Below are 436 nucleotides of genomic sequence, written 5' to 3' on the forward strand. Positions count from 1 at the left end.
GCGTTCACGCAGTTCATCGGGGTACTTACGGGGAGCAGCCATGATCGGCATCCTTCCGGGTCTTCGATGTCTCCATCAAACCCGGGGCGATTCACCTCGTCGGCCAAGCCAAAGGTTAGGGGACCGTGTGACATCCCGTGAGTTCCCCTGAGCCTTGGCGAGGACGGCCGTGATCGTTCTCGCCTGGATTTCCTGTACCTCAACCACTCACACCCGGCGCCGCCCTCCATTTGCCGGTCGGTCTGAAACCCGCGTAGGTGGCAGCGAGCAAGGAAGCGTCCTCTTTTCGCTAGCCCTCGTTCATCACTCTGCGTAGAGGAATGTGCCCCAACCACAAGCTTGTAGGTCTTTGGAGCGCGGTCTTCTCCGGCACATGGCCGAGCCAGCCGTTGGGCACGTTCAGCTTGAATCCCGCGTAGTGCGAGTTCAGCATCGG

The sequence above is a fragment of the Streptomyces sp. NPDC006510 genome, from assembly GCF_040611955.1.
In the GTDB taxonomy this organism is placed as follows: Bacteria; Actinomycetota; Actinomycetes; order Streptomycetales; family Streptomycetaceae; genus Streptomyces.